The 17,473-nt window shown below is 72.4% G+C and carries 18 protein-coding genes; 14 read left to right on the plus strand and 4 right to left on the minus strand.

The window, feature by feature from the left end; all coding sequences use genetic code 11:
- Positions 1-23: 23 nt before the first annotated feature.
- The 10 genes from lepB to H4F90_RS10585 all read left to right on the plus strand — a co-directional run bounded on the left by lepB (position 24) and on the right by H4F90_RS10585 (position 7,488).
- The gene (gene lepB, locus H4F90_RS10540; RefSeq protein ID WP_182664295.1) at positions 24-1,007 is read left to right on the plus strand and encodes a signal peptidase I; all 984 of its coding nucleotides are present in this window, start codon (positions 24-26) and stop codon (positions 1,005-1,007) included.
- Positions 1,008-1,033: 26 nt separating this feature from the next.
- A complete protein-coding gene (locus H4F90_RS10545) occupies positions 1,034-1,444 on the plus strand; it encodes a DUF4845 domain-containing protein (RefSeq protein ID WP_182664297.1) in 411 nt (136 codons plus the stop codon).
- Between the two features lie 62 nt (positions 1,445-1,506).
- Entirely contained in the window at positions 1,507-2,220 is a 714-nt protein-coding gene (gene rnc / locus H4F90_RS10550; RefSeq protein WP_182664523.1) for a ribonuclease III, read from the plus strand.
- A 12-nt stretch (positions 2,221-2,232) separates the two neighbouring features.
- Positions 2,233-3,315, plus strand: a complete 1,083-nt coding sequence (era, locus tag H4F90_RS10555; RefSeq protein WP_235972145.1) for a GTPase Era — start codon at positions 2,233-2,235, stop codon at positions 3,313-3,315.
- A gap of 22 nt (positions 3,316-3,337) precedes the next feature.
- Positions 3,338-4,222, plus strand: coding sequence for a DNA repair protein RecO (gene recO / locus H4F90_RS10560; protein ID WP_182664299.1), 885 nt, complete (start codon positions 3,338-3,340; stop codon positions 4,220-4,222).
- Between the two features lie 40 nt (positions 4,223-4,262).
- Entirely contained in the window at positions 4,263-5,069 is an 807-nt protein-coding gene (locus H4F90_RS10565) for a pyridoxine 5'-phosphate synthase (RefSeq protein ID WP_182664301.1), read from the plus strand.
- A gap of 19 nt (positions 5,070-5,088) precedes the next feature.
- Entirely contained in the window at positions 5,089-5,508 is a 420-nt protein-coding gene (gene acpS / locus H4F90_RS10570; RefSeq protein ID WP_182664303.1) for a holo-ACP synthase, read from the plus strand.
- A gap of 34 nt (positions 5,509-5,542) precedes the next feature.
- Positions 5,543-6,646 (plus strand): beta-N-acetylhexosaminidase, encoded by a 1,104-nt coding sequence (gene nagZ / locus H4F90_RS10575; protein WP_182664305.1) that lies wholly within the window; start codon positions 5,543-5,545, stop codon positions 6,644-6,646.
- Between the two features lie 40 nt (positions 6,647-6,686).
- On the plus strand, positions 6,687-6,995 hold the full coding sequence (locus tag H4F90_RS10580; protein WP_182664307.1) for a hypothetical protein: 309 nt from the start codon (positions 6,687-6,689) through the stop codon (positions 6,993-6,995).
- 7 nt (positions 6,996-7,002) lie between these two features.
- On the plus strand, positions 7,003-7,488 hold the full coding sequence (locus H4F90_RS10585) for a T6SS immunity protein Tdi1 domain-containing protein (protein WP_182664309.1): 486 nt from the start codon (positions 7,003-7,005) through the stop codon (positions 7,486-7,488).
- A gap of 27 nt (positions 7,489-7,515) precedes the next feature.
- On the opposite strand, the gene H4F90_RS10590 is transcribed toward H4F90_RS10585, so the two are convergent.
- The 3 genes from H4F90_RS10590 to H4F90_RS10600 form a co-directional block, all read right to left on the minus strand.
- Entirely contained in the window at positions 7,516-8,085 is a 570-nt protein-coding gene (locus tag H4F90_RS10590) for a hypothetical protein (protein ID WP_182664311.1), read from the minus strand.
- Positions 8,086-8,352: 267 nt separating this feature from the next.
- The gene (locus tag H4F90_RS10595) at positions 8,353-9,324 is read right to left on the minus strand and encodes an MBL fold metallo-hydrolase (RefSeq protein WP_182664313.1); all 972 of its coding nucleotides are present in this window, start codon (positions 9,322-9,324) and stop codon (positions 8,353-8,355) included.
- Positions 9,325-9,489: 165 nt separating this feature from the next.
- A complete protein-coding gene (locus tag H4F90_RS10600; RefSeq protein ID WP_182664315.1) occupies positions 9,490-12,594 on the minus strand; it encodes an Rne/Rng family ribonuclease in 3,105 nt (1,034 codons plus the stop codon).
- 797 nt (positions 12,595-13,391) lie between these two features.
- Here H4F90_RS10600 and H4F90_RS10605 point away from each other — a divergent pair.
- From H4F90_RS10605 to H4F90_RS10620, 4 genes are read left to right on the plus strand one after another with little or no spacing between them, the layout of a single operon-like run.
- Positions 13,392-14,366: an RluA family pseudouridine synthase gene (locus tag H4F90_RS10605; protein ID WP_328700903.1), complete on the plus strand. Its 975-nt coding sequence runs from the start codon at positions 13,392-13,394 to the stop codon at positions 14,364-14,366.
- The gene (locus H4F90_RS10610; RefSeq protein WP_182664319.1) at positions 14,363-15,055 is read left to right on the plus strand and encodes an HAD-IA family hydrolase; all 693 of its coding nucleotides are present in this window, start codon (positions 14,363-14,365) and stop codon (positions 15,053-15,055) included. The genes H4F90_RS10605 and H4F90_RS10610 overlap by 4 nt, the downstream gene beginning before the upstream one ends.
- A 10-nt stretch (positions 15,056-15,065) precedes the next feature.
- Positions 15,066-15,485, plus strand: a complete 420-nt coding sequence (locus tag H4F90_RS10615) for a Rieske (2Fe-2S) protein (RefSeq protein ID WP_328700904.1) — start codon at positions 15,066-15,068, stop codon at positions 15,483-15,485.
- Positions 15,475-16,446 (plus strand): S49 family peptidase, encoded by a 972-nt coding sequence (locus tag H4F90_RS10620; protein WP_407926179.1) that lies wholly within the window; start codon positions 15,475-15,477, stop codon positions 16,444-16,446. The genes H4F90_RS10615 and H4F90_RS10620 overlap by 11 nt, the downstream gene beginning before the upstream one ends.
- A 28-nt stretch (positions 16,447-16,474) precedes the next feature.
- Here the strand turns inward: H4F90_RS10620 and H4F90_RS10625 are convergent, their stop codons facing one another.
- Positions 16,475-17,437 (minus strand): LysR family transcriptional regulator, encoded by a 963-nt coding sequence (locus H4F90_RS10625; RefSeq protein WP_182664325.1) that lies wholly within the window; start codon positions 17,435-17,437, stop codon positions 16,475-16,477.
- Positions 17,438-17,473 lie beyond the last annotated feature (36 nt).

Raw genomic sequence — 17,473 nt, forward strand, 5'->3', positions numbered from 1 at the left:
CCCGCCTTCCACGCCTTCATGCCATGAGCGCACTCACCGGCCTGCTCTACGCCGTCCTGCTGACCTACCTGGGCGGCTGGTACCTCGGTCACTGGACCGGCAACTTCTCGCTGCTGCTCTTCCTGCTGACGGTGGCCACCGGCGTCTACTGGCTGGCCGAGCGCTTCCGCTTCGCGCCCGCCCGGGCGGATGCCGCGCGCGCGCTGGAGCAGCAGGATGCCCAGCGCCGCGAGCAGCTCGCCCGCCAGGGCATCACCCAGGTCGACGGCAGCCTCGACGAGGCCCGCCGCCGGGTGCTGGCCCAGCCCTGGTGGCTGGACTGGACCGCCGGCCTCTTCCCGGTGATCCTGATCGTCTTCGTGCTGCGCTCCTTCCTCTTCGAGCCCTTCAAGATCCCCTCCGGCTCGATGATCCCGACCCTGGCCATCGGCGACCTGATCCTGGTCAACAAGTACCACTACGGCGTGCGCCTGCCGGTGCTGCACACCAAGGTCATCGACAACCATGCGCCGCAGCGTGGCGACGTGATCGTCTTCCGCTACCCGGTCGACGAGCGCATCGACTACATCAAGCGCATCGTCGGCCTGCCCGGCGACCGCGTCGCCTACGTGAACAAGCGTCTGTCGATCAACGGCCAGCCGGTGGCCCGCACCGCGCTGCCCGAGTTCTACGACGAGGACAGCCTGCGCTACGCCCTGCAGTTCGAGGAGGCCCTGCCGCGTGCCGAGGGCCAGACCCACCGCTTCCGCATCCTCAACGACCGCGACCGCAGCGGTTTCGTGCTGCCGATGCCCGAGTTCCGTGGCCCCAAGGACGCCTGCAGCTACACCGCCGAGGGCGTGAGCTGCACCGTGCCGGCCGGCCACTACTTCGTCATGGGCGACAACCGTGACAACTCGCAGGATTCGCGCTTCTGGGGCTTCGTCCCCGAGGGCAACATCGTCGGCAAGGCCTTCTTCGTCTGGATGAACTTCGGTAATCTGGGCCGCATCGGGGCCTTCGACTGAGCCCCGGCCTGCTGCACCGCCCGCCGATGCCCGAATCCACCGCCGACCGCTCCCGTCCCACGCACCCGCTGCGGCCTCGCAGCCTGCGCCGTCCGGCGCGGGGCCTGGGCCTGATCGGCCTGCTGCTGGTGATCAGCCTCGGTGCGATGGCCGCCGTCCTGGCCCTGCGCGCCGCTCCCCTGGTCGGCGAGCGCCTCACCATCCAGCGCACGCTGCAGCGCATTGCCAGCCAGGGCCTGGAGAGCGAGGCCGCCATCCGTGCGGCCTTCGACAAGCAGCGGCAGGTCGATGCCGCCATCGTCAGCCTCGACGGCCGCGACCTGGAGATCCGCCGCGCGGACGGCCGCTTCCTGATCGACTATGCCTACGAGAAGGAACTGCCCCTGGTCGAGCCGGTGTCGCTGCTGATCCGTTTCCATGGCTCGGTGGCGCCCTGAGCCGCGCCGGGTCGCCTGACGTGCCCTCCCCCCGTCCCCCGGTCCGGCGCGGTGGCCCGCGGCTGAAGCCGCCGGCTCCTCCGCGGCCGCAACCCGCCGCCGCGACCACCGCCGAGGAGCTCCAGCAGCAGCTGGGCCACCGCTTCAGCGACCTCGGCCTGCTGCGCCGGGCGCTGACCCACAAGAGCTTCGGCAGCGACCACAACGAGCGGCTCGAATTCCTCGGCGATGCCGTGCTCTCGGCCGGGGTGTCGGTGCTGCTGTACCGCAGCTACCCGCAGGCCGACGAGGGCGAGCTCAGCCGCGTGCGGGCCCATCTGGTGCGGGAGGAGTCGCTGCACCAGATCGCCGTCGAGCTGGGCCTGCCCGCGCTGATCCGCCTGTCCGAGGGCGAGGCCCGCAGCGGCGGGGCGCAGCGCCCCTCGATCCTGGCCGACGCGCTCGAGGCGCTGATCGGCGCGGTGCAGCTCGATGCCGGCCTGGCCGCGGCCGCGGCCATGGTCGAGCGCCTCATCGCCCCGCACCTCGACCGCACCGCCACCGCCGCCTGGACCAAGGACCCGAAGACCGAGCTGCAGGAGTGGCTGCAGGCGCGCCGCGAGCCCGTGCCCAGCTACCGCATCGCCGCCACCCTGGGCCGCGAGCACGACCAGACCTTCGTCGTCGCCTGTGCGATCCCCACCCGCCAGATGGAGGTGCAGGGCGAAGGCCGTTCGCGCCGTGCTGCCGAACAGGCGGCCGCCCAGCTGGCCCTCGACACCTTGAAGGGCCGCTGAGCCCGCCGTCCCATGAGCCCCACCCCTGACGACCTGCCCGAGGACATGCTGCCGGAGGACGCGCTGCCCGACGAGCCGCCGTCCGAGGACGACGGGCCCGATCCCACCGCCGACGTGCTCGCCGCTGCCTTCGGCGCGCCCAAGGCGGGCGGCCCCGTCGGCGCGCCGGTGCCCACCCGCTGTGGCCATGTCGCCATCGTCGGCCGGCCCAATGTCGGCAAGTCCACGCTGCTGAATGCGCTGGTCGGGCAGAAGGTCAGCATCACCTCGCGCAAGGCGCAGACCACGCGCCACCGCATCACCGGCATCCGCACGGTCGGCACGGCGGCCGCCGGCGGCGCGCAGTTCGTCTTCGTCGACACGCCCGGCTTCCAGACCGAGCACATCGTCCGCGGCACCGCCACGCTCAACCGCAAGCTCAACAAGCAGGTGCAGGCCGCGGTCGAGGATGTGGACCTGGTGCTCTTCCTCGTCGAGGCCGGCCGTTTCGATGCGGCCGATGCCAAGGTGCTGGCCCTGATGCCGGCCGGCACGCCGGTCGTGCTGGTGGCCAACAAGCTCGACAAGGTCACGCGCCGCCAGGACCTGCTGCCCTGGCTGCAGGGCATGCAGGCGCGCCATCCCTTCGCCGAGTTCATTCCCATGTCGGCCACGCGTGAATCCGACATCGAGCGCCTGCTCGCCATCCTCACGCCCTACCTGCCCGAGCAGGCCTGGCTGCATGAGGAGGACGCGCTGACCGACCGCAGCGAGCGCTTCCTGGTCGCCGAGCTGATCCGCGAGAAGCTCTTCCGCCTGACCGGCGACGAGCTGCCCTACACCTCGACCGTCGTGATCGAGAAATTCGAGGAGGCCGCGCCCAAGGCCGATGGCACGCCGATGCACCGCATCGCCGCGTCCATCGTCGTCGAGCGGGATGCGCACAAGGGCATGGTCATCGGCGATGGCGGCGAGCGCCTCAAGCGCATCGGCACCGAGGCGCGGGTCGAGCTGGAGCGCCTGCTGGGCGCCAAGGTCTTCCTGGAGCTCTGGGTGCAGGTGCGCTCCGGCTGGGCCGACGACGAGGCCCGCTTGCGCGCCTACGGCTACGAGTGAGCTGCCGGCCCGGCCTCCGCGCATGAGCCCGGCCGCCGCCTCCGGCCGCGCGCGCGCCGCGCCGCGTGCGGCGCCGCCGCAGGCGGCCTACCTGCTGCATCGCCATGACTGGAGCGAATCCAGCCTCATCCTCGACCTGCTGGGCCGCGACGAGGGCCGCGTCGTGCTGGTCGCCAAGGGCGCCAAGCGACCGCATTCCAACTTCCGCACCGTGCTGCTGCCGCTGCAGCGCCTGCTGGTCGTACACGGCCGGCGCAAGCCGCAGCCGCTGGATGCGCAGGAGGAGGGCGGCGAAGTCCTGCCGCTCAGGAGCGCCGAATGGGCCGGTGGCCCGCCGCTGCCGCAGGGCCAGGCCCTGCTGGCCGGCTTCTACCTGAACGAGATGCTGCTCAAGCTGCTGCCGCGCCACGACCCGCACCCGCGCCTGTTCGACGCCTACGCCCTCACCGTGGCCGCCCTGGGCGCACGGCCCACGCCACCGCTGGCCCCGCTGCTGCGCGCCTTCGAGCTGCTGCTGCTGCGCGAGCTGGGCCTGCTGCCGGCCCTGGACCACGACACCCTGCGCCAGCGCCCGCTGGCCGAAGCCGATCCCGCGCAGCCCGCCGCCCTGCGGCCCGAGGCCGGCCTCGTGCTGCTGCCGCCCGGGGATGAAGGTCCCGAGCGCGCCCCGCCCGCGCTGCCGGCCGCGCAGTGGTGCGCGCTGGAAGCCGCCCTCCAGGCCCTGGCCCCGCAGCTCGGCGGCACCGAGCCGCCGGCCGGCGCCGCGGTGGAGCACGCCTTCGCCCACCTGCAGGCCGCCTGCGTCGCGCCGGCCCTGCGGCCGCTGCTGCGCGGGGTGCTCCACTACCATCTCGGCGGCCGGCCGCTGCACACCCGGCAGCTCATGGCCGATCTGGCCGCCCCCTGACGCCCCCGCGCTTCCTGCGCCTTCCGCGCCCCGCCCCCCGATGATCTTCGCCCCGGCCCCCGACGCCCCCCTGCTCGGCGTCAACATCGACCACGTCGCCACCTTGCGCAACGCCCGCGGCGGGCCCTTCCCCGACCCGCTGGCCGCTGCCCTGCTGGCGGTGGAGGCGGGCGCGGACATCATCACCTTCCACCTGCGCGAGGACCGCCGCCACATCCGGGACGAGGACGTCATCCGCCTCAAGCAGGCCATCCGGGCCCCGCTGAACTTCGAGGCCGCCGTCACCGACGAGATGCTGGACATCATCGAGCGTACCCGGCCCGAACATGTCTGCCTGGTGCCTGAGCGCCGCCAGGAAGTCACCACCGAAGGCGGGCTGGAGGTGGCCGGCCAGAAGCCGCGGCTGCGCGAGGCCTGCGCCCGCCTGGCGGCGGCCGGCTGCCGCGTCTCGCTCTTCATCGATGCCGATCCGGCGCAGATCGAGGCCGCGGCCGAGGTCGGCGCGCCCTGCATCGAGCTGCACACCGGCGCCTACGCCAACGCCTGGTGGGCGCAGGACGCGGCCGAGATGGCTCGCCTGCGCGCCCGCCTGCACGCCGGCCTGCAACGCGGCCGCGCCCTGGGCCTGCGCACCCATGCCGGCCACGGCCTGGCGCTGTGGTCGCCCGGCACCTCCCGGCCGACGCCGGAGGCGCCCAGCAGCACCGCCGTCATCGCCGCCCTACCCGAGGTGGCCGAGCTGCACATCGGCCATGCGCTGATGGGCCATGCCCTCTTCGTCGGCCTGGCCCAGGCCATCCGCGACTTCCAGGCCGAGGCCGTGCAGGCTCGCGCCGCGGCCCGCTGAACGGCTCGGGACCGATCCCGTGATCGTCGGCCTTGGCACCGACCTCTGCGACATCCGCCGCGTGCAGGCCGCGCTGGACCGGCGCGGCGCGCGCTTCGCCGAGAAGGTGCTGGGCCCGCAGGAGCTGGCCGTCTGGCGCGCCCGCACGGCCAAGGTGCCGCTGCGCGGCCTGCGCTACCTGGCCACCCGCTTCGCCTGCAAGGAAGCCTTCTCCAAGGCCATCGGCCTGGGCATCCACCACCCCATGAGCTGGCGCGCCTGCCAGGTGCTCAACAGCCCCTCCGGCGCGCCGCAGATCGTGCTGGGCGGCGCGCTGGCGCCCTGGTTCGCCGCCCGCGGCTGGAAGGCCCATGTCACCTTGACCGACGAGGGCGACCTGGCCTGCGCCTTCGTCGTCGTCGAGACCGATCCGGCCGCCGCCGCCCCCTCTCTGCCCTGAGCCCGCGCCCCCTCGGTGCCGGCCGGACCCTGCCATGACCGAAGCCCTCCACGCCCCCGTCGTCCTCGACATCGCCGGCACCACGCTGAGCGCCGACGACCGCCGTCGCCTGCGCCACCCGCTGACCGGCGGCCTCATCCTCTTCGCCCGCAACTGGCAGGACCGCGCCCAGCTCACCGAGCTCTGCGCCGCCATCAAGGCCGAGCGGCCCGATGTGCTGATCGCCGTCGACCATGAGGGCGGCCGTGTCCAGCGCTTCCGCACGGACGGCTTCACCCCGCTTCCGCCCATGCGGGCCTTGGGCGCCCTGTGGGCGCAGGACGGCAAGGGCGGCGAGGGCGCCGGCGTGATGGCCGCCACCGAGGCCGCCACCGCCTGCGGCTACGTGCTGGCCGCCGAGCTGCGCGCCTGCGGCGTGGACTTCAGCTTCACCCCCGTGCTGGACCTGGACCACGGCCCCAGCGGCGTGATCGGCGACCGCGCCTTCCACCGCGATCCGCGTGTCGTCACCCTGCTGGCGCGCAGCCTCATGCACGGCCTGCTGCTGGCGGGCATGGCGAGCTGCGGCAAGCATTTCCCCGGCCATGGCTTCGTCGCGGCCGATTCGCATACCGAGGTGCCGGTGGACCGGCGCAGCCTCAAGGCCATCCTCGGCGACTGCGCCAAGCCCTATGGCTGGCTCGGCCCCGCGCTGCAGAGCGTGATGCCGGCGCATGTGATCTACCCCAAGGTCGATGCGCGGCCGGCCGGCTTCTCCGAGGTCTGGCTGCAGGACGTGCTGCGCGAGCGCCTGGGCTTCACCGGCGCCGTCTTCAGCGACGACCTCAGCATGGAAGGTGCGCGCCGCGTGCCCGGCGTGCAGGGCGGCGCGGTGCTGCCCTATGCCGAGGCCGCCGTGCTGGCCCTGCAGGCCGGCTGCGACCTGGTGCTGCTGTGCAACCAGTCCCTGGTGGAGGGCGGCCAGCCGGTCGACGAGTTGCTCGATGGCCTGCAGGCCGCCGCCGAGGCCGGCACCTGGCAGCCCCAGCCCGACAGCGAGGCCCGCCGCCTCGACCTGCTGCCGCAGACCGCTCCGCTGCCCTGGGACGAGCTGATGCAGCACCCCGTCTACCTGAGCGCGCTGGACCGTCTGCCCTGAGGCGCCGGCCCCGCCCACCCCCCGTCCCGGAGCCCCGAGCATGTCGCTGCAGCCCACCCCCTTCCGCGCCGCCCTGGCCGGCCTGTTCTCGGCCCTGAGCTGGCCCCTGCTCTGGGCCCGCTTCGGCGGCGGCCCGGCCAGCTCGGGCCAGGTCGAGCTGATCGTCGCCACCCTGCTGCTGGTGGCCCTGCCGGCCCACCTCTTCGTGCTCGGCCTGGGCCAGGGTGCGGCGCCCGGCGGCCGGCTCGACCGCGCACTGCTGCTGCGCATCGGCGCCTGGCTGGCCGCCGCCGCCCTCGGCCTGCTGCTCGCTCCGCTGATCCCGCAGGCCGCCCCCGCCGCAGCCTGATCCGGCCGTGCCCTCCCATCCCGCCCCCGAGCTGCTGCATCTTCTCGATGCGGCCGGCCTCCAGGCCCTGCGCAGCGCCTGGGCCTGGCGCCTGGGCGAGGTCTGGCAGCCGCTGATGGCCAGCGTGATCGGCGACGTCTTCGTGCTCACCCCGGCCGGCAGCGTCTGGTGGCTCAGCACCGCCAGCGGCGACCTGGAGCAGGTGGCCGACAGCCCGGCCGATTTCCGCGCCCGCCTGTCCGATCCCGAGGCCCAGGACGAATGGTTCCTGCCCGGCCTCGTCCACGCCCTCCAAGAGCACGGCAAGACCCTGCTGCCCGGCCAGCTCTATGGCTACAGCGTGCTGCCCGTCTTCGAGGGCGGCAGTTTCTCGGTCGAGAACATGCTGCCCGTGGACGCCGCTGCGCACTACACGCTCAGCGGCGAACTGCTGCGCGCCGCAGCCCGCCGCCGGCCGGGGGAGGCGCTGGGGGCGGTGTCCCTGGGGGATTGAGGGGATTGGGCTGCTTGAGCCTCAGGCTCAGGGGGCGCAAAGACAGCAGGCTCCGGGGCGTCCATCAAAGGCATGTCCGCTGCAAGAGAGTCCTGAGCTAGTTGTGATGCTGCAATTGGTCACTGCAATTTGCTTGGGGACGATGTATTTGCCAGTGTTGCAAGAGCAGTCGCCAGGTTTACCTTGCGTTCCTCCGGTACCGTTCGAGCAAATTGCAATTGCATCGAGTGGCAGTGCTTCAGTTGCAGGAGTGGTTTCGAACGAAATGAGATCCTCCGACCCAGCTCGGAGAGAGCAGCTCCCCGACCCGACGATGGTGATCGTCGTTTTTCGTGTGCTGGCCTCCACCAAGCTGTTGTAGATGACGCGACCAGCGTCTGTGGTCAGATTGATTGCGTAGCCTGAGGTGCTGTTGCATGCAGGTTTGTTGCTGAGGCTGCTTGCGATGAAGGTCACAGCCCTGCCTTCGTTTGGATAAGTGACGATCTTCTTGATCACGCCTTGTGTTTGACTTGCCTGTGCAGATAGACATCCCGCAGCGCCGACACCTGTCAAAAGCATTGAGAAGAAAACCTTCAAAATTTTCTTGAGGTTCATCGAGATACTCCCTGAAGTTTGACGGCACCACCCAAGGTGCGCTTCGAGCTTAGCGCAGGAGTGGGCGTTCAAGCTGTCGCCTTGGTTTCGTATCCGTGTTGTCGTCCGACAGTCCGCGCAGGGACTCTGCCGTCTCTTGCGATGCCGTGTGCACGGGCTCCTACTGCGAATGGCAAGCATGCCCCGCATTCTTTGCTTGGTGCCGTTGTCCTCCCCCCGTCCTGAGGCGTGCAGTACCGCGTGCTGCTGGTCCGTTACGTAAGGGGCTCAGGCCGGCTGGAAGGCATAGCCCTCGCCCTGGGCGGCGATGCGGCCGAAGGCGGGGAAGGGGAAGTGGTAGCCGCCGACCAGGGCCTGCGTCTCGACCACGCGCTGCAGGGTGGCGCGGCGCACGCGGCGTGCGGCCTCGGCGTCCATGTCGAAGCTGACGGCCCAGTCGGGGTTGCGGGCGAAAAGCGCCGGCACATTGGTGAGGTCGGCCACGTAGACGAAGGTCTGGCCGGCGGATTGCAGCTCGAACAGGGTGTGGCCCGGGGTGTGGCCGAAGGCCGCGACCGAGCGCAGGCCGGGGGCCAGCTCGCTGCCGGGTGTGAAGCGCTGGAGCTGCCCGGCCGGCAGCTCGGAGAAGACGCGCCGCGCGAGCTGGAAGCCGCCGCGCTGGGCCTCGGGCCGGGCGTTCATCGCCGCCTCGTCCATCCAGAAGGCGTGCTCGGGCTCGGGCACCAGCACCTGGGCGCGCGGGTAGACGAGGCTGCCGTCCTTGCGGCGCAGGCCCTGGATGTGGTCGCCGTGGTAGTGGCTGATGAGCACGGTGTCGATGTCGCCGGGCTGGAAGCCCGCGGCGGCCAGCTGGCCGAGCAGGCGGCCGGTGCTCGGGCCGCCGTGTTCGCCGAAGCCGGTGTCCATCAGGATGCGGCGGCCGCCGCTCAGCACGAGGAAGGCGGTGAAGGGGATGTCGATGTGCCCGGTCGGCAGGCCCTGGCGGGCCAGCAGTTCGCGCACTTCGGCCAGGGGCGCGTTCTTCACGAACTCCTCGCCCAGGGGGCGGCGGGCGATGCCGTCGTTGAGGGCGATCACCTCGGCCTCGCCCACCTTCATGCGGCGGAAGCCGGGCGTGGGCAGGCTGGGCGTGCCCAGCTCGGCCGCCGCCTGGGCCCAGGCGCCCGGGGCCGCGAGCCAGGCCAGCGGGGAGACGGCGGCGGCGGACAAGCCGGCGGCAAGAAGGTGGCGACGTTGCATGGGGGCGGTGGCGGAGCCGGGAGTGGATCGGTGCCGCGATGATGCGGCCCACCCCCTGCCTTTGTCGGGCCCGGGATTTGGCGCCGGGACCTGTCCCCCAAAAGAACAAGGCCCCGCAAGCGGGGCCTTGGAGCGACCGGGCTGCCGCGGGGCCGCGGCGGCGGATCAGCCTTCGAAGGGCAGCTTGAGCTCGCCGAGGTCCTTGCGGGTCTCGACCAGGATCAGCGGGCCTTCGTCCAGCACGACCGGCGGCTTGGGCTCGCGCGGCACATGCACCGGCGCCGGGGTGGCGGCGATGGCGGCCTGCACCTCGGCGACCTTGGCGGCGTCCGACTGCACCCACTCCAGGCCGGCGCCGCGGGCGACGCCCTCAAGCTGCTCGATCGGCAGCGCGTAGCGGGGCAGGGCGGAGGCGCCAGGGGCCGCGCTCGGGCCTGCGGCGACGAGCGGCGCCGGGGAGGGCGCCTCGACCCGGGCATCGGCTGCCGTTTCGGCGACGGCTTCAGGGACGGCGTCCACCGCGGCTTCCGCCGGCAAGCTGGCGGGCAGCTCGGCCGGAGCCGCTGCGGCCACCGGCTCGGCAAGCGCGGCGTCCTTCACGACTTCGGTGGGCGGCTGGGGCGCGGCGCTCGTTTCGGGAGCACGGTCTTCCCACCAGGCTGCGGCCGCGGGGGCCGGCGCCGCGGCTTCCGCCGCGTCCGCGCGGTCGAGGGCGTCTTCGCGGCCGGCCTCGGCCGGGCGATCGCCCTCGGGGCGGGCCTCGCCGTCGCGGCGGCGGCCACGGCCCCCGCGGCGCGGACGGCGCGCTTCGCCGGATTCGCCGCCTTCGGCTTCACCACCGACCGGGGGGGCGGCTTCCTCGCGCGGGGGCTGTCCGATGGCCTCGGGGGCCGGGCCCTCCGCGACAGCCTCGCCGCCCTCGGCGACCAGGCTGTCTTCGCTGCCTTCCGGACGTTCGCCGCGTTCGCCGCGGCCCCGACCGCCACGACGGCGCCGACGGCCGTTGCGCTCGCTGGCCTCGGCCTGCGCGGCCGCGTCGGTGCCTTCGGCCGCCGGGCCGACGGCGCTCAAGGGTTCCAGCACGACGGCGTTGCCTTCCTGCAGGGCCTCGACCGGCGCGGCCACCTCGGTGCGGCGCTCGCCGCGTTCGGCACGCTCCCCGCGCTCGGCGCGTTCGCCCCGTTCCGGGCGCTCACCGCGCGGCGGGCGGCGGTCTTCACCCGCACGGGTTTCGGGGGCGGCTTGCGCATTGCCCTCGGTTTCGCTGCGCGGGCCGCGCGGGCGGCCGCCGCGGGCTTCGCCGCGTTCGGCGCGGTCCGGGCGTTCGCCACGCTCCGGGCGCTCGCCGCGCTCGGTCCGCTCGCCGCGTTCACCGCCGCGTTCGCCCTTTTCGCTGCTGCGACCGCCCCGACCGCCGCGGCGGTCGCCGTTGCGGCCCTCACGGCCCTCGGCCGGCTTGGCCGCGGTCGGGTTGCCGACCGGGGCTGCCGGCGCGGCGGGCAGCGCCTCCGGTGCTGCGGCCGGGGCGCCGAAGAGGCGCTTGAGCCAGCCGAAGAAGCCAGCGCCGGCAGCGGGTGCCGCCACGGCCGGGGCCGCCGCGACCGGCGCAGGCGCCGGGGCGGCGACCGGCGCCGTGGCCACCGGGGCCGGTGCAGGGGCCGCGACCGGCGCGGGCTGGTCGGGCAGCACGCCCTTGAGCACGGGCTCCTGCTTGGCCTTGGCCTTCTCGCGCCGGCTGATCGAGACCTCGTCGTCCGGCTCCTCGATCATGGTGTAGCTGGCCTGCAGGTTCTCCAGGCGCGGATCGTCGTGGCGCAGGCGTTCGAGCTTGTAGTTCGGCGTCTCCAGGTGCTTGTTGGGCACCAGCAGCACGGTGGTGCGCTGCTTGAGCTCGATCTTGGTGATCTCGGTGCGCTTCTCGTTGAGCAGGAAGCTGGTCACCTCGACCGGTACCTGCACGTGGACGGCGGCGGTGCCTTCCTTCAGGGCCTCTTCCTGGATGATGCGCAGGATCTGCAGCGCCGAGGATTCGGTGTCGCGGATGTGGCCGGTGCCGTTGCAGCGCGGGCAGGTGATGTGGCTGCCTTCGCTCAGCGCGGGGCGCAGGCGCTGGCGGCTCATCTCCAGCAGGCCGAACTTGCTGATGGGGCTGAACTGCACGCGGGCGCGGTCGTTGCGCAGCGCGTCGCGCAGGCGGGTCTCGACCTCGCGGCGGTTCTTGGACTCCTCCATGTCGATGAAGTCCACGACGATCAGGCCGCCCAGGTCGCGCAGGCGGGCCTGGCGGGCGATCTCGTCGGCGGCTTCGAGGTTGGTCCGCGTCGCGGTCTCCTCGATGTCGGTGCCGCGGGTCGAGCGGGCCGAGTTGACGTCGACCGAGACCAGGGCCTCGGTGTGGTCGATGACGATGGCGCCGCCGCTGGGCAGGTTGACCGTGCGGCTGAAGGCCGTCTCGATCTGGTGCTCGATCTGGAAGCGGCTGAACAGCGGCGCGTCGTCGCGGTAGCGCTTGACGCGATGCGCGGTGTCCGGCATCACGTGCAGCATGAACTGCTTGGCCTGCTCGTAGATGTCGTCGGTGTCGATCAGGATCTCGCCGATGTCCGCGGTGAAGTAGTCGCGGATCGCACGGATGACGAGCGAGCTCTCCTGGTAGATCAGGAAGGCGCCCTTGCCGCCGGTGGCGTCGTCGATGGCCGTCCAGAGCTTGAGCAGGTAGTTCAGGTCCCACTGCAGCTCGTCGGCCGAGCGGCCGATGCCCGCGGTGCGGGCGATCAGGCTCATGCCCTTCGGGTACTCGAGCTGTTCGAGGTTCTCCTTGAGCTCCTCGCGCTGCTCGCCCTCGATGCGCCGGCTGACGCCGCCACCGCGCGGGTTGTTGGGCATCAGCACCAGGTAGCGGCCGGCCAGGCTCACAAAGGTGGTCAGCGCGGCGCCCTTGTTGCCGCGCTCTTCCTTCTCGACCTGGACGACGAGGGACTGGCCCTCCTTGATCACGTCCTGGATGCGTGCGCTCTTGGCCTCGACGCCTTCCTTGAAATAGCTGCGCGCGATTTCCTTGAAGGGCAGGAAGCCGTGGCGGTCCTCGCCGTAATCGACGAAGCAGGCCTCCAGCGAAGGCTCGACGCGGGTGACGACGGCCTTGTAGATGTTGCCCTTGCGCTGTTCGCGCCCTTCGATCTCGGTTTCGAAGTCGAGCAGCTTCTGCCCGTCGACGATGGCCAGGCGCCGCTCTTCCGGCTGCGTGGCATTGATCAGCATGCGTTTCATCTGACATCTCCCGACCGCCCCCGGGGGGCGGTCGACTCGGCCCCGGCCGCTGCCCAGGCAGGCGGAACGGGGCGGGCGGCCTGCCGGTCCTCTCCGCGGGATGCGGACAGGGGCAGGCCCGTCGATGCACGAAACGACGTCAGACGCCGGAAGGAATCGCCCTGGACGATCCACCGAGCCGCAAGGCTCGACGGGGTCGCGTTGGCACGAGCGTCGCCCCGGGGCGGTGGGATCAGGATGCGCGGCCGGGCACGCGGGGCGGCTCGGCGGCGTCGGGTCGGCCCGGATCCTGGCGCGACGAGCCGCCGACGCCCCGCGCCGCACGGGGCGGGGCAGGGCGGCGGGCAGGCGCGAGGACGGGGTGGGTCGACTTCATCCGGATGGATCCGGTTCGGGGGCGGGACGCGGGCGACAGCCGCATGCAACCGGCCGGGTGGGCCGGGGCGGCGCGGCTGCCGCCGGGAAACCTTGTTTCGGAGGGTCTGGGCATCGGTTCTGCCGTTGCGGACCCGGATCCACCGTTCGCTTTGGGAGACGGTCTGACCGGGTCGACGCAGCGTTGCATCACCTCAAAGTGGCGCCACCAGCGGTGGCGCGGCGTCCGGGGCGCGGCGCGAGCGCCGGTAAACTCAGGCGAATCAAACACTTACGGCGCGCTTGTGGACCGACGGATTATAGGTGGCCGCAGCGCCCGTTCGAAGTCGCTGAATGCGGCCCCGCGCGGGGCTTCCACCGCCCCTTCCGCGCCCCGGGCGCCGGCCCCGGCCGCCCCGCGCAGCGCCGCGCCGGAACCGGCGGTGCAGTGGGTCGAGGTGGGCGAGGCGGGCGATGGCCAGCGGCTCGACAACTTCCTCATCCGCACGCTCAAGGGCGTGCCCAAGACCCACGTCTACCGCATCATCCGCAGCGGCGAGGTGCGGGTGAACAAGGGCCGCGCCTCGGCCGACACCCGGCTGGCCCGCGGGGACAGCGTGCGCCTCCCGCCGGTGCGGCAAGCCCTGCGCGGCGAGGCGGCCGGCGAGGCCCCGGCCCCGCCGCGCGAGTTCCCCGTCGTGCATGAGGACGAGGCCCTGCTGGTGATCGACAAGCCGGCCGGCGTCGCCGTGCACGGCGGCAGCGGCGTGAGCTTCGGCGTGATCGAGCAGCTGCGCCGTGCCCGCCCCGGCGCGGCGATGCTGGAGCTGGTGCACCGGCTCGACAAGGAAACCTCCGGCCTGCTGATCGTCGCCAAGAAGCGCCAGGCCCTGGCCCTGCTGCAGGAACAGCTTCGCCAGCGCGAGACCGGCAAGACCTACGCCGCCCTGGTGCAGGGCAGCTGGCCGGCACGGCTGAAGGTGATCGACGTGCCGCTGCACAAATACCTGGACAGCGAGGGCGAGCGCCGCGTGCGTGCCACCACGCCGGAAGATCCCGAGGGCAAGCGCTCGATCACCCTGGTGCGGGTGCTGCAGCGCTTTGCCGGTTACACCCTGCTCGACGTGACCATCAAGACCGGCCGCACCCACCAGATCCGCGTGCACCTGGCCGGTGCCGGCCATCCCATCGTCGGCGACGACAAGTACGGCGATTTCGCCCTCAACAAGGCCCTGGCGCGGGGCGAACAGCCCGGCGTCCCCCTTCGCTTCGAACGCATGTTCCTCCACGCCCGACGCCTGAGCTTCAGCCACCCGGTCCAAGGCGAGACCCTGAACCTGGAAGCCCCGCTGCCGCCGGCCTGCGCCGCCCTGCTGGCCGCGCTGCCGCCCGCCGCCGACCGGCCGGAGGCGGCATGAGCCCCGTCCCGCGCCGCTTCGAGCTGATCGTCTTCGACTGGGACGGCACGCTCTACGACTCCACCGCGCTGATCGTCCAGGCCTTGCGCGCGGCCTGTGCCGATGTCGGCCAGCCGGTGCCCAGCCCCGAGGCCGCCAGCCATGTGATCGGCCTGGGCCTGCACGAGGCCCTGCGCCAGGTCGCCCCCGGCCTGCCGGCCGCCCAGATTCCCGAGCTGGTGGCGGCCTACCGCGTGCACTACCTGGCCGAGCAGCACGGCCTGAGCCTCTTTCCCGGCACGGTCGACCTGCTCGACGGCTTGCGGGCCCGCGGCCACCGTCTGGCGATTGCCACCGGCAAGTCACGTCGCGGCCTGGACGAGGTGCTGGCCCTGCCGCCCGGTCAGGGCGCGCCGGCCGGGCGCCGGCTCGGCCACTACTTCGAGGCCAGCCGCACCGCCGATGAAACCCACAGCAAACCGCACCCGAGGATGCTGCTGGAGCTGATCGAGCACTGCGGCGTGCGCGCCGAGCACACCTTGATGGTGGGCGACACCAGTCACGACCTGCAGCTCGCCGCGAATGCCGGCACCGCGGCCCTGGCCGTGGGCTATGGCGCCCATCCGCCGGAGCAGCTCCGCACCCTGTCGCCCCTGGCCGTGCTGCCCTCCGTGCAGGCCCTGGACCAGTGGCTGCGCGACCACGCCTGAGACTTGCAAAGTGAGCGTGCACTCTTGGGGCAGGCCGCTCTGCCGCAGCGCAGACCTGCCCGAGCGCGGCGCGGCCCACCGCTTCGAGCTGCCGGGGGCCGACGGCCGCCCGCAGGCTGCCTTCGTGCTGCGCGTCGAGGGTGAGCTGCGCGCCTACCTGAACCGCTGTGCGCACCAGCCGACCGAGCTGGACTGGAACCCCGGCCAGTTCTGGGACGCCGAGGGCCGCGAGCTGATCTGTTCGCTCCACGGTGCGGCCTACGAACCGCGCAGCGGCCGCTGCCTGGGCGGTCCCTGCGGCCGGGGTCGGCTGCAGCCGGTGGCCGTGCACGAGCAGGACGGCTGGGTCTACGGCCCGGCCCCCGCAGCCGGCGGGTCGGCCGACGACAATGCGCCGAGCGCCCCGAACCCCCTTCCCCATGCACGCTGACGAAGCTTCCTCCCCCGCGCCGACGCCGCCGGCCGCCGTGCCAGCCGCCCCGCATCCCTTCGACGAGATGGCCCGCGTCTGGCTGGCCGACCGCAGGCGCGAGCGCCGCTGGCGCACGATCTGGCGTGTGCTGTGGCTGCTGCTGGCCGTGGCCGTCTTCGCCGGCACCCTGGCCGACGCCCGTCGCGCCAGCGCGCCGAGCGGCCCGCACACCGCGCTGGTCGAGGTGCGCGGTGCCATCGATGCCGAGGGCGAAGCCACGGCCGACGCCATCAACGCCGCCCTGCGCAGCGCCTTCGAAGACAAGGGCGCCCGGGCCGTGGTGATGCGGATCAACTCCCCCGGCGGCAGCCCGGTGCAGGCCGGCTTGGTCTATGACGAGATCCAGCGCCTGCGCAAGCTGTACGACAAGAAGCTCTATGCCGTCTGCGAGGAGCTCTGCGCCTCGGCCGCCTACTACATGGCGGCGGCGGCCGACGAGATCGTCGTCGACAAGGCCTCGCTGGTCGGCTCCATCGGCGTGCTGATGGACGGCTTCGGCTACACCGGCGTGATGGACAAGCTCGGCGTCGAGCGTCGCCTGCTGACGGCCGGCGCCAACAAGGGCTTCCTCGACCCCTTCACGCCGATGAGCGAGGCCCACCGCGCCTACGCGCTGGCCACCCTGGACCAGATCCACCAGCAGTTCATCGAGGCCGTCAAGGCCGGTCGCGGCGAGCGCCTGAAGATCACGCCCGACACCTTCAGCGGCCTGTTCTGGAATGGCCAGTCGGCCTTGCAGCAGGGCCTGGCCGACCGCATCGGCAGCCTCGACCAGCTGGCCCGCGAGGTGATCGGCGCCGAGGAAATCATCGACTACACGCCCAAGGAGAACCTGGCCGAGCGCTTTGCGCGCCGCTTCGGCGCGGCCGCGGGCGGGGCCGTGGTCGGCGCGCTGCGCGGGCTGCCGACGCTGCGCTGAGTCGGCAGCGCCCCGCCGCCGCGGGGCCTCAGCTGAGCTGCTGGGCCCGTTGGCGGGCCGCCTGCTCGGCCGCGAAATCGCCGAACTCGCGGGCGAGGTGGGCCTCGCCATGTTCGAGGATGAAGTAGCGGAAGGCCTCGGCCAGCGGCGACATGGTCTTGGCCAGGGTGTGGACCACATGCCAGCGCCGCACCAGGGGCAGGCCCTCGATGTCCAGCACCGCGATGCGCTTGCTGCGCAGTTCCAGGCCGATGGTGTGCAGGGACAGGAAGCCCAGGCCCATGCCGGCCATCACGGCCTGCTTGATGGTCTCGTTGCTCGACATCTCCATCACCACCGAGGGGCTGATGCGGACGTCGTCGAAGAATTGCTCCATGGCCGCGCGCGTGCCCGAGCCCGGCTCGCGCACGATGAAGCCCTGATTGGCCAGCGCCACCGGCGGCAGGCGGCCGTGCGCCAGCAGGGCATGGTCCACCGGGCAGGCCACCACCAGCGGATGCACGGCAAAGGGCTCGGCGCGGGTGGCCAGCTCCTTGGGCGGGCGGCCCATCACGGCCAGGTCGCATTCGTTGTCGTTCAGCGCGGCGACCAGGGTCTCGCGGTTGCCGACGAAGAGGCGGATGTCGATCTCGGGATGCTCGCTGCGGAAGCGTGCGAGCAGCTTGGGCAGGAAGTACTCGGCGGTGCTGACCATGCCGATCACCAGCCGGCCCGAGCGTAGGCCGCGGAAGCGCGCCACCGTGTCTTCGGCATCCTTGAGCGTCGCGAGGATTTTGCGCGCATGGACCAGCAGGTACTCGCCAGTCACCGTCAGGGACACGCTGCGGCCGGAGCGGTCGAAGAGCGGCAGGCCGACCTGGCCTTCCAGCTCCTTGATCTGCATCGACACCGCGGGCGGGGTCAGGTGCAGTTCTTCGGCGGCCTTGGCAAAGCTGCCCAGCCGCGAGGCGGCCGCGAAGCAGCGCAGCTGGCGGAGGGTGACATTGCGCATCGGGTGGGGGCTCGGGAAGGCGAATCGTGGGCCGAG

The organism is Aquariibacter albus, from assembly GCF_014145335.1.
Taxonomy (GTDB): Bacteria; Pseudomonadota; Gammaproteobacteria; order Burkholderiales; family Burkholderiaceae_C; genus Aquariibacter; species Aquariibacter albus.

What these genes read in the sequence shown, in the direction of transcription:
- H4F90_RS10600 (WP_182664315.1), bottom strand. Translation starts at nt 12,594, where the DNA reads ATGAAACGCATGCTGATCAATGCCACGCAGCCGGAAGAGCGGCGCCTG.
- H4F90_RS10545 (WP_182664297.1), top strand. Translation starts at nt 1,034, where the DNA reads ATGCCCGAATCCACCGCCGACCGCTCCCGTCCCACGCACCCGCTGCGG.
- era (WP_235972145.1), top strand. Translation starts at nt 2,233, where the DNA reads ATGAGCCCCACCCCTGACGACCTGCCCGAGGACATGCTGCCGGAGGAC.
- H4F90_RS10595 (WP_182664313.1), bottom strand. Translation starts at nt 9,324, where the DNA reads ATGCAACGTCGCCACCTTCTTGCCGCCGGCTTGTCCGCCGCCGCCGTC.
- H4F90_RS10580 (WP_182664307.1), top strand. Translation starts at nt 6,687, where the DNA reads ATGTCGCTGCAGCCCACCCCCTTCCGCGCCGCCCTGGCCGGCCTGTTC.
- H4F90_RS10565 (WP_182664301.1), top strand. Translation starts at nt 4,263, where the DNA reads ATGATCTTCGCCCCGGCCCCCGACGCCCCCCTGCTCGGCGTCAACATC.
- recO (WP_182664299.1), top strand. Translation starts at nt 3,338, where the DNA reads ATGAGCCCGGCCGCCGCCTCCGGCCGCGCGCGCGCCGCGCCGCGTGCG.
- lepB (WP_182664295.1), top strand. Translation starts at nt 24, where the DNA reads ATGAGCGCACTCACCGGCCTGCTCTACGCCGTCCTGCTGACCTACCTG.
- nagZ (WP_182664305.1), top strand. Translation starts at nt 5,543, where the DNA reads ATGACCGAAGCCCTCCACGCCCCCGTCGTCCTCGACATCGCCGGCACC.
- H4F90_RS10590 (WP_182664311.1), bottom strand. Translation starts at nt 8,085, where the DNA reads ATGAACCTCAAGAAAATTTTGAAGGTTTTCTTCTCAATGCTTTTGACA.
- H4F90_RS10610 (WP_182664319.1), top strand. Translation starts at nt 14,363, where the DNA reads ATGAGCCCCGTCCCGCGCCGCTTCGAGCTGATCGTCTTCGACTGGGAC.
- H4F90_RS10625 (WP_182664325.1), bottom strand. Translation starts at nt 17,437, where the DNA reads ATGCGCAATGTCACCCTCCGCCAGCTGCGCTGCTTCGCGGCCGCCTCG.
- H4F90_RS10620 (WP_407926179.1), top strand. Translation starts at nt 15,475, where the DNA reads ATGCACGCTGACGAAGCTTCCTCCCCCGCGCCGACGCCGCCGGCCGCC.